Source organism: Catenulispora pinisilvae, assembly GCF_015356865.1.
Classification (GTDB): Bacteria; Actinomycetota; Actinomycetes; order Streptomycetales; family Catenulisporaceae; genus Catenulispora; species Catenulispora pinisilvae.
The window spans coordinates 1-9,082 of the sequence record NZ_JAAFZA010000337.1 but is presented as its reverse complement, the minus strand read 5'-3'; the positions used below and the strand labels follow the sequence as shown (position 1 = coordinate 9,082).

At 70.2% G+C, this 9,082-nt stretch carries 9 protein-coding genes and 1 pseudogene; 9 read left to right on the top strand and 1 reads right to left on the bottom strand.

The genetic code is table 11. The annotated features are described in order from the left end of the window. The coding region (locus tag IZR01_RS45655; protein ID WP_228561317.1) for an ATP-binding SpoIIE family protein phosphatase at positions 1-1,785 on the top strand (1,785 nt) is incomplete at its 5' end. 129 nt (positions 1,786-1,914) lie between these two features. On the opposite strand, the gene IZR01_RS45650 is transcribed toward IZR01_RS45655, so the two are convergent. Continuing rightward, positions 1,915-2,493, bottom strand: a complete 579-nt coding sequence (locus tag IZR01_RS45650) for a TetR/AcrR family transcriptional regulator (protein WP_194896827.1) — start codon at positions 2,491-2,493, stop codon at positions 1,915-1,917. Positions 2,494-2,614: 121 nt separating this feature from the next. Between IZR01_RS45650 and IZR01_RS45645 the strand changes: the two genes are divergently transcribed. The 8 genes and pseudogenes from IZR01_RS45645 to IZR01_RS45610 all read left to right on the top strand — a co-directional run. Beyond that, positions 2,615-3,097 carry a nuclear transport factor 2 family protein gene (locus IZR01_RS45645; protein WP_194927471.1) on the top strand — a complete coding sequence of 161 codons (483 nt, stop codon included), beginning with the start codon at positions 2,615-2,617 and terminating at the stop codon, positions 3,095-3,097. Then, a complete protein-coding gene (locus IZR01_RS45640) occupies positions 3,094-3,969 on the top strand; it encodes an NmrA family NAD(P)-binding protein (RefSeq protein WP_194896829.1) in 876 nt (291 codons plus the stop codon). The genes IZR01_RS45645 and IZR01_RS45640 overlap by 4 nt, the downstream gene beginning before the upstream one ends. Further along, a complete protein-coding gene (locus tag IZR01_RS45635) occupies positions 3,966-5,168 on the top strand; it encodes an alpha/beta hydrolase family protein (protein ID WP_194927470.1) in 1,203 nt (400 codons plus the stop codon). Before IZR01_RS45640 ends, IZR01_RS45635 begins: the two co-directional genes overlap by 4 nt. A 276-nt stretch (positions 5,169-5,444) precedes the next feature. After that, on the top strand, positions 5,445-6,044 hold the full coding sequence (locus IZR01_RS45630; protein ID WP_194927469.1) for a sulfite oxidase-like oxidoreductase: 600 nt from the start codon (positions 5,445-5,447) through the stop codon (positions 6,042-6,044). Next, positions 6,014-6,769, top strand: coding sequence for a ferredoxin reductase (locus tag IZR01_RS45625; RefSeq protein ID WP_194896832.1), 756 nt, complete (start codon positions 6,014-6,016; stop codon positions 6,767-6,769). Before IZR01_RS45630 ends, IZR01_RS45625 begins: the two co-directional genes overlap by 31 nt. A 2-nt stretch (positions 6,770-6,771) precedes the next feature. Continuing rightward, the gene (locus tag IZR01_RS45620; protein ID WP_228561316.1) at positions 6,772-7,161 is read left to right on the top strand and encodes a DUF6510 family protein; all 390 of its coding nucleotides are present in this window, start codon (positions 6,772-6,774) and stop codon (positions 7,159-7,161) included. Between the two features lie 315 nt (positions 7,162-7,476). Next, positions 7,477-8,184 (top strand): G1 family glutamic endopeptidase, encoded by a 708-nt coding sequence (locus tag IZR01_RS45615; protein WP_194896833.1) that lies wholly within the window; start codon positions 7,477-7,479, stop codon positions 8,182-8,184. A 219-nt stretch (positions 8,185-8,403) separates the two neighbouring features. Further along, positions 8,404-8,967 (top strand): annotated as a pseudogene (locus IZR01_RS45610) (SLC13 family permease); the annotation flags it as partial. Positions 8,968-9,082: the final 115 nt, after the last annotated feature.

Below are 9,082 nucleotides of genomic sequence, written 5' to 3'. Positions count from 1 at the left end.
CACCAACTCCCCCACTCAGCCGGCGGCCCGCCCCTGCTCGACACCACCGTCCCCAGCCCCTTCCACTCGTCGCCGCCCGGCGAGCTGGTCATGGTCGGCGAGCCGACCGTGGGCCGCATCGCCGTGGCCGCCCGCCAGCGCCTGGCGCTCCTGCTGGACGCCAGCGGCCGCATCGGGACCACCCTGGACATGGAGCTGACCGGCGGCGAGCTCGCCGAGATCGCCCTGCCGGACTTCGCGCAGCACGTCGCGGTGGACCTCGCGAGCTGGGTCCTGGACGGCGAAGAATGCCCGCCGCCCGGCAACACCGAGGTGAAGCTCCGCCGCGTCGCCGTCCGGACCGTCCGGCGCGGCAAGGTGCACCGGCCGCCGGGCGCGCATGTCGCCTACAACGCGGCGACGGCGCAGGCCCGCAGCATGATTCAGCGCAGTCCGGTGCTGGACGCCGCACTCACCGCGGCGACGGCCGGCAAGCGCTGGGTCGCCGAGGATCCCGACAGTTCGGTGATCGCCGCCCCGATCATGGTTCAGGGCACGGTGCTCGGCGTGGCGTCGTTCTACCGCCTCGGCACCGCCGATCCGTTCGACGAGGACGACATCCAGCTCGCCGGCGACCTCGCCTCGCGCGCCGCCGTCTGCCTGGACAACGCGCGCCGCTTCGAGCGCGAGCGCACGATGGCGCTGACGCTGCAACGCAGCCTCCTGCCACGCACCTTCCCGGCGCAGTGCGCGGTCGAGGTGGCCCACCGGTACCAGCCGGCGCAGGAGGGCGTCGGAGGCGACTGGTACGACGTCATCCCCTTGTCCGGCGGCCGGGTGGCGCTGGTCGTCGGCGATGTGGTCGGGCACGGGATCCACGCCGCGGCGACGATGGGCCGTCTGCGCACCGCCGTGCGCAACTTCTGCGCGCTGGACCTCCCGCCGGAGGACCTGCTCAGCCAGCTGGACGCGCTGGTGGAGTCGATGGACGCCGACGAGACCGAGGACCAGCGCGGCGTCGGCATCATCGGCGCGACCTGCTTGTACGTGGTCTACGATCCGGTGACCGGCCTGTGCTCGGTCGCGGCGGCCGGCCACCCCATGCCGGCGGTGGTGGCCCGCGACGGTTCGGTGGCCTACCTGGACCTGCCGACCGGCCCGCCGCTGGGCCTCGGCGGCTCGGCGTACGAGGCGGTCGAGTTCCTGATCGACGAAGGCAGCACCCTGGTTCTCTACACCGACGGCCTGGTGGAGAGCCGGGTGCAGGACATCGGCACCGGGCTGGAGCGCTTGAGTGCGGCACTGGCCGGCCCCGGACGCGATCCGGAGGAGTTGTGCGCCTCGGCGATCGGCGGTCTGCTGCCCGAGCGGCCGCTGGACGACGTCGCGCTGCTGGCCGCCCGGGCCCGCCGCACGACGCCGGACCGGGTCGCCACCTGGGACGTGCCGATGACGCCGGAATCGGTGGCGTTCCTGCGCGCCGAGGTGTCCCGGCTGCTGCGCGCCTGGCGCCTGGCCGACCTGATCTTCACCACCGAGCTGATCGTCAGCGAGTTGGTGACCAACGCGATCCGGCACGCCACCGGCCCGGTGGAGCTGCGGCTGCTGCGTGACCGGGCCCTGATCTGCGAGGTGGCGGACGGCAGCAGCGTGTCGCCGAGGCTGCGCCGGGCACAGACCTTCGACGAGGGCGGCCGCGGGCTGTTCCTGGTCGCGCAGCTGTCGCAGCGGTGGGGCACGCGGTACACCGCACGCGGGAAGGTGATCTGGTCCGAGCAGCCGCTTCCGGCGAACGGCGACTACTGATGAACTAACGGGGACAACTGGACTACGGAACGGCAGAACGGCAGAACCGAATAGCTGGATCGAACTGCCTGACCGCCGAGCTACCGAGCTGCCAAGCCGCTAAGTAGCAGCAGCCAGACTGCCGTGCGCCTACCGGAGGACCCCGGCGGTGAAGCGCGCCAACTGCGCGTGCATCTCCTCGCGTGGCACTCCCTTGTGTCCCGCCAGATACTCGACGAGGTCGGCGCGGATGGCGGCCAGCAGCACATGGGCGGTGAACTCACTGTTATCGGTCAGGCCAGGAATCTGTTCCAACGCCGATCGCAGAAGACTGTGCCAATCCTCGTAGTGCGCCGCCAGGTACGGGCTCGTGCTTCCGGTCTCCTCCAGTGCCAGTGCGAGACGCCGGTTGTCGAGTTTGAAGCGCAGGAGCGCATCGAGAAGCGCCGGCACCCGCTCACGGGCTGGTGTATCGGGCCCCAACGGCGGTGGACCGGCTTGCACAGTCTGTCTGATCGGTTCGATGCGGTGCTCGTATAGAGCCAGAAGCAGTCCGTTGCGATCCCCGAACGCACGGAACAAAGTTCCCTTGCCGACGCCCGCCGCCGCGGCGACGTCGGCCATGGTCACCTCCTCCGGGTTCCCGCTGCGGTCGAACAGGGCGTCGGCCGCGGCCAGGACGGCCTTGCGGTTGCGGACGGCGTCCTTGCGCGTTGACGGCTCGGGCATACGACTCCCCACTGTGATCTCCGGTTGCGACTTCAGATTGCGAAACGGACCCCGGGTCCATATCATCGAAACGGACCCGCAGTCCGATTCTACTGGATGCCTGATCTCCTGGAGGACACCCATGTCCGCACCCTCCTCACCCTCCTCACCCTCCTCACCCTCCTCACCAAGCTCGCCGAACGCGCCGACGGCCTCACCAGCGGATCTCTACCGCCACAGCTTGCAGCTCCTGCTAGACAAGGACATAGCCGGCTGGGTCGACCTCTGGGCCGAGGACGGCGTCATGCAGTTCCCCTTCGCCCCCGACGGCTGGCCCACGCAGCTCGCCGGAAAGCAGGCCGTCGCCGCATACATGCAGCGCTATCCGGACCACATCGACCTGCACGACTTCCCCTTCCTCCAGATCCACGAGACCACCGATCCGCAGACAATCGTGGTCGAGATGCGCGGAGTCGGCCGCATGGTGGAGACCGGCGGGCCGTTCGACATGACCTACATCGCCGTCGTCACCATCCAAAACGGCCGCTTCTACTCCTACCGCGACTACTGGAACCCGCTCGCGGTCCAGGAACCCGGCGCCGACTTCACCGGGAGCACCCGATGACAACTCTGGTCATCGGAGCCTCCGGCACCACCGGAAGCCGCCTCACCACGCGACTGACCGCCACCGGCCACAACGTCAAAGCCGCCACGCGCCACGCCACACCGGTACCCGGCACGCAGCCGGTCCGCTTCGACTGGTACGACCCCACCACCCACGACGCCGCCCTCGACGAAGTCGATCGCGTCTACCTCGTACCGCCGCTCGGCGACTCCGATCCGGCCGCGGTCATGGTGCCGTTCCTACGTCGGGCGAGTGCCAGCACCCTGCGACGCGCGGTGCTCCTCAGCTCCTCGGCGATCGCCGAAGGCGGGCCGGCCGTAGGAGCCGTCCACCACGCCCTTCCCGATCTGGTCGATGAGTGGGCCGTGCTGCGGCCCTCCTGGTTCATGCAGAACTTCACCGGCACCCACGCACACGCCGAGAGCATCCGGCAGCACGCATGCGTCCAGACCGCCGCCGGCGACGGCCGAGTCGGTTTCATCGATGCCGACGACATCGCAACGGTCGCCCGCCACGCCCTGACCGAGGAGCACTCCCCCAACACCGACCTCGTCCTGACCGGACCCGAAACACTCAGCCACGACGAGGTCGCCGCGGTCATCTCTGAAGTCACCGGACGGTCCGTAACCCACCGCCGCCTGTCCTTCGAGCAACTGCGCGACCGGCTCGCCACCGAAATACCGCAGGACTTCGCCACCATGCTCGCAGGCATGGACCGGGCCATCGCCGAGGGGGCGGAAGACCGCGTCACGGACACCGTCCAGCGCATCACCGGACGGCCCCCGACGACGTTCCGTGCCCACGTGGAAGCCCGCGTCGAAGCCAATATGGCAGCTCACGCAGAAGCGCACACGGCAGGAGAGACGCGATGAAACAGCTGATGTTCCCCGACGACGAGCAGTTCTGGTTCGAGACCCTGCGCAACCTCGGCTTCGCTGCCTACGGCGGATCGGACGTCGGCGAGGTCGTGGCCACCGCGGCCAAGGTCGCCCCCGGCGACTACGACAGCTGGCACGATGCCTGGCTGGCCACGGCCGAGCGCCTGGAGACCGAGGCCCGGGGCGCGGGCCCGATCAGCGAACGGGACGGGTTGCTGCGCGCATCCACGTACTACCGGGCCGCCGAGTTCTTCCTACACGGCGACCCCGACGACCCGCGCATCGACCAGGCGTACACCCGCAGCGTCGCCTGCTTCCGCGACGCCGCCGCCCACATCCCCGGTCTCGCTCCGGTACGGATCCCGTATCAGGGCACTGAACTGCACGGCTACTTCTATCAGGGCGCGGGCCAGGGCCCCAGGCCGACGCTGGTGATGCACAACGGATTCGACGGCGCGGCCGAGGAGCTGCACTTCTTCGGCGCGGCCGGCGGGCAGGAGCGCGGCTACAACATCCTGACCTTCGACGGTCCCGGGCAGCCCGCGGCGATCCACCGGGACGGGCTGGTGTTCCGGCCGGACTGGGAGCACGTGGTCGGTCCCGTCCTGGACTTCCTCACCCGGCAGCCGGGAGTCGATCCGGCCCGCATCGCGCTGCTCGGCGTCAGCCTCGGCGGCTTTCTGGCACCGCGCGCGGCCGGGTACGAACCGCGGCTGGCAGCCGTGGTCGCCGTGGACGGTGTCTTCGACGCCGCGTCCGCCCTGACCGCACACCTCCCGCTCCCGCACGACGAGGTGGTCCGGCGCGCGGCGGCCGAGCACGACGAGGACCTGGACCGGATGATCGCCGACGCCCGCCGCCGGAGTCCGACGCTGCGCTGGGCCTGCGACCACGGCCGCTACGTCACGGGCAGTTCCACGGACCGGGCCTTCCTGGCCGAGTACGCCCGCTACACCTTCGCTGACGGGAGCGCGGCAAAGATCGGCTGCCCGGTCCTGGTCTGCGAGGCGGTCTCGGACCTGTTCTACCCGGCCGGCGAGGAATCCGGTCCGCGCAAGCTGTATCGACATCTCACGGGCCCCAAGGAGTTGCTGAGCTTCACCGAGGAGGAAGGCGGCGATGCCCACTGCCACCCCGGCGCGCTCCGGCTCGCGGTGGCGCGGATCTTCGACTGGCTCGACGCCACGATCTGACCCGTCATCCGATACGCGGGCGCGGCTACACGTCTACGCACCGACACCCGCACATAGACACGTCCGCACCCCGGACCCCGACGCACCGCCCGGGCACTCGGCACACCGCTGCGAGCGCCCGGCGACCTGATCCGGGCACCCGGAGAACGCCCGAACGCCCGAACGCCCGCACCGTCCCGAACACCGCCCGCGAAGAAATGCGCGCCGCCGCGCCGCCGGGCAGAATCAGAACGGGCCCGGCCGCCGATCGGCGGGGCCTGGAAAGGGCGGCGTGCGATGGCGATCGTCTCGCGGGGCTTCCAGGGCCGACGGCGGCCGTCGGACCACCGGTTGCCGCCGGGGCAGTACGAGACCCGCGACTTCCCCGTGCTCTCGGCGGGGCCGACGCCGCGGGTGGACCGGGACGCGTGGCGGTTCAGCGTGGTCACCGAAGGCAACGAGCGGCGCTCCTGGACCTGGTCGGAGCTGATGGCGCTGCCGGCCGAGGACCGGGTGGTGGACCTGCACTGCGTGACCAAGTGGTCGAAGTTCGACACCCCGTGGCGGGGCGTCTCGCTGGACCTGCTGCTGCGCGACGTCGACACCGAGGCCGAGTTCGCCCTCGTCCACTCCTACGGCGGCTACACCACGAACCTCCCGCTCAAAGACCTCCTCGACGGCCAGGCCTGGATCGCCTACCGCTACGACGGCCGCGACCTGGCGCCGGAGCACGGCGGTCCGGCGCGCCTGCTGGTCCCGCACCTCTACTTGTGGAAGTCGGCCAAGTGGGTGCGCAGCCTTCAGCTGTCGGCGCGGGACGAGCCCGGTTTCTGGGAGACCGCCGGCTACCACGACTATGGGGACCCATGGCGCGAGCAGCGGTATCAGGGCGACTAGGCGAGCGCCTGCGCTGGCGGGTCGCGACGCTGGTCGGGCAGCGGGTGGAGACGCCGGCCGCGCGCACGCTGGTGCTGGACGTGCCGGGCTGGCCCGGGCATCTGGCCGGGCAGCACGTGGACCTGCGGCTGACCGCCGAGGACGGCTACAGCACGCAGCGCAGCTACTCGATCGCGTCGGCTCCGGACGGCGCGTCGCTGGAGCTGACCGTGCAGCGGGTCTCCGAGGGCGAGGTGTCGCCGTACCTGGCGCAGGACCTGCTCGACGGCGATCTGCTGGAGCTGCGGGGACCGGTCGGCGGCTGGTTCGTGTGGCGGCCGGAGCAGAGCGAGCCGATCCTGTTGGTGGCCGGCGGATCGGGGATCGTGCCGTTGATGGCGATGATCCGGGCGCGGCGGCAGCTCGGCGTCACGACGCCCTTCCGGCTGCTGTACTCGGTACGCACGCCGGAGGACCGGATGTACGTCGACGAACTCCAGGCTCCGGATCCGGGCCTGGAGGTGACGTTCCTCTACACGCGCCAAGTTCCTGAGGACTGGCCTCGTTTTCCGTCGCGCATCACCGAGAAGGACATGGCCGCCGTCGCCTGGCCGCCGTCGATGCTCGCGACGAGTTACATCTGCGGCCCGACCGCTTTCGTCGAGTACGCCGCGGATCTGTTGGTCGAGCTCGGCCAGCCACCGGACCGGATCCGCACCGAACGCTTCGGCCCGACAGGAGACTGACGATGCCCGAGCCAGCGCACCACTTTCAGCGCTCAGCGCACCACTTTCAGCACACACCGCACCCGGCCGACCCCTTCGCCGACGAACCCGCCGTCACTGATGTCCAGTACGACGATGCCGTGGACGACGACTATGAGGACGGCAACGCTCTGGCCGGACCGCTGTCCGAACTCTTCGCCGTGGACGTCGTCTCCGCGCAAGGGCAGTGCACCGGCTGCGGCACGACAGGACCGATCGCCCAGCTTCGGGTCTATGGGCCGGGGCCGGGTTTGGTAGCGCGGTGCCCGGTGTGCGGGCAAGTCGTGTTGCGCGTGGTGCGGGGGACCGAATCGGCTTGGCTGGACTTGCGGGGAACCGTGAGCTTGCAGTTCCGGCTGGGTGCGGACCGCTAGCGCCGGATAGGCCTGAAGCGACGTGAATCAGCCCTCGTGGTAACCCCACGAGGGCTTTTCCGTCATGCCGGCGCGGATCAAGCACGGCAACCGTGTCAAGCCCTTGCCCGCCCCTTGCCCACCTCCCGGCTTCTACTAGGGGTCCCAATCACTGATTTCTGAGAATCGCCAGCTCACGCGCTATATGTCCGCCCACCCGGCGATTACCGGCCGGAATCGGGTGACCTGGCCCTATTGAGTGTCCTGATACCGCTCGCTACGGTGACGCAGCACACACCAGTTTGCTTGCACCACACCCCCACCGAAGGAGCAAGTATGCGCAGGTTCCTGATAGGCGCCGCCGCGCTCGCCAGCGCGGCCACCGCCATCGCCCCGGTCGCGCCCGCCGCGGCCGCCTCGGGGCTGTCGTTCCGTCCTCTGTCCTACAACACCAACGGGTACAACTGGGGCGGCGAGGCCGCCACCGGCAGCGGGTTCTCCTCGGTCGCGGCGACCTGGACCGAGCCGTCCGCCAAGTGCAACTCCACCAACGACCTGTACGCGCCGTGGGTCGGCATCGACGGCTACGGCTCCAGCACCGTGGAGCAGACGGGCGTCGCGACCGACTGCTCCAGCGGCAGCCCGGTCGACCAGGCCTGGTACGAGATGTACCCGGCGAGCCCGGTGTACCTGAGCTCCTCGTCGTACCCGGTGAAGGCCGGCGACGTCATCCACGCCTCGGTCACCTACTCCGCGACCAACAAGTACAAGCTGACGCTGAACGACTCCACGCGTAACTGGACTTACACCACGACCAAGTCCCTGTCCGCCTCGCGGACCAGCGCCGAGGTCATCATCGAGTCGCCGACCGGCGCCTACCCGAACTTCGGCACGGTCAACTTCAGCTCGGCGACCATCAACGGCAAGTCGCTGAGCTCGTCCAGCCCGACGGCGCTGGACCCGAGCTCGAACGGGATCACCGAGGCGCACACCAGCGCCATCTCCGGCGGGACCAGCTTCTCGGACAAGTACCTGCACGAGTAAACGCTCGCTGAATACCTAAAAGGCCCGACCCTCCCCCACACGCAGGCCGGCCGCAGCGTGGCGACACGCGGCGGCCGGTCTGTCGTCGTTCTGCCGGGCGTCGTCGTTCCTGCCGGGCGTTCGACACGCCCGCGTCGACCCGAAGCGGCTCGCCCGCTGGACGTTCGCCGAGGTGGCCCGGTGTGCCCGATATGATCGGCAGGCACCTTCTGCAGATCAATGGAGCCCCTCTTGAGCGTCGCCGACGCCGCCGCAGCCGCGTCGGTCGTGCTGCTGTTCGTGGTGCTCGTGTTCGCCGTCGTGCGGCCGCGCGGCTGGCCGGAGGCCGCGGCGGCGGTACCGGCGGCCGGCATCGTGATCGCGATCGGCGCGGTGTCGCCGCACTCCGCCTGGTCCGAAGTCACCGCCCTGGCCCCGACAGTCGGCTTCCTGGCCGCGGTGCTGGTACTGGCCCAGTTGTGCGCCGACGACGGCCTGTTCGCGGCGGCCGGCGCGGCGATGGCCCGGGTCGCGGGGAAGGCGGGCGCCTCGCGGGGACGCCGGCTGCTGGCGGCGGTGTTCGTGGTGGCGGCGCTGACCACCGCGGTGCTGAGCCTGGACGCGACGGTCGTGCTGCTGACGCCGGTGGTGCTGGCCACGACGGTGCGCGCGGGGGTGCGGGACCGGCCGCATGTGTACGCGTGCGCGCACCTGTCGAACTCGGCGTCGCTGCTGCTGCCGGTGTCGAACCTGACGAACCTGCTGGCGTTCAGCGCCTCGGGGCTGACGTTCGGGCGCATTTCATTAACACGCTGACTCGATCTAGTGGCCGAGGGCGGCGGTGAGGCGGTCCGGGGTGCGCAGTGGTTGTTCAGCGGGGGTGAAGGCGAAGCCGAGGCCGGCCAGAGCGCGGATGGTG

Excerpts from the sequence above, each read along its gene's own strand:
- IZR01_RS45615 (WP_194896833.1), top strand. The coding sequence starts at position 7,477 with ATGCGCAGGTTCCTGATAGGCGCCGCCGCGCTCGCCAGCGCGGCCACC.
- IZR01_RS45645 (WP_194927471.1), top strand. The coding sequence starts at position 2,615 with ATGTCCGCACCCTCCTCACCCTCCTCACCCTCCTCACCCTCCTCACCA.
- IZR01_RS45635 (WP_194927470.1), top strand. The coding sequence starts at position 3,966 with ATGAAACAGCTGATGTTCCCCGACGACGAGCAGTTCTGGTTCGAGACC.
- IZR01_RS45650 (WP_194896827.1), bottom strand. The coding sequence starts at position 2,493 with ATGCCCGAGCCGTCAACGCGCAAGGACGCCGTCCGCAACCGCAAGGCC.
- IZR01_RS45630 (WP_194927469.1), top strand. The coding sequence starts at position 5,445 with ATGGCGATCGTCTCGCGGGGCTTCCAGGGCCGACGGCGGCCGTCGGAC.
- IZR01_RS45625 (WP_194896832.1), top strand. The coding sequence starts at position 6,014 with ATGGCGCGAGCAGCGGTATCAGGGCGACTAGGCGAGCGCCTGCGCTGG.
- IZR01_RS45620 (WP_228561316.1), top strand. The coding sequence starts at position 6,772 with ATGCCCGAGCCAGCGCACCACTTTCAGCGCTCAGCGCACCACTTTCAG.
- IZR01_RS45640 (WP_194896829.1), top strand. The coding sequence starts at position 3,094 with ATGACAACTCTGGTCATCGGAGCCTCCGGCACCACCGGAAGCCGCCTC.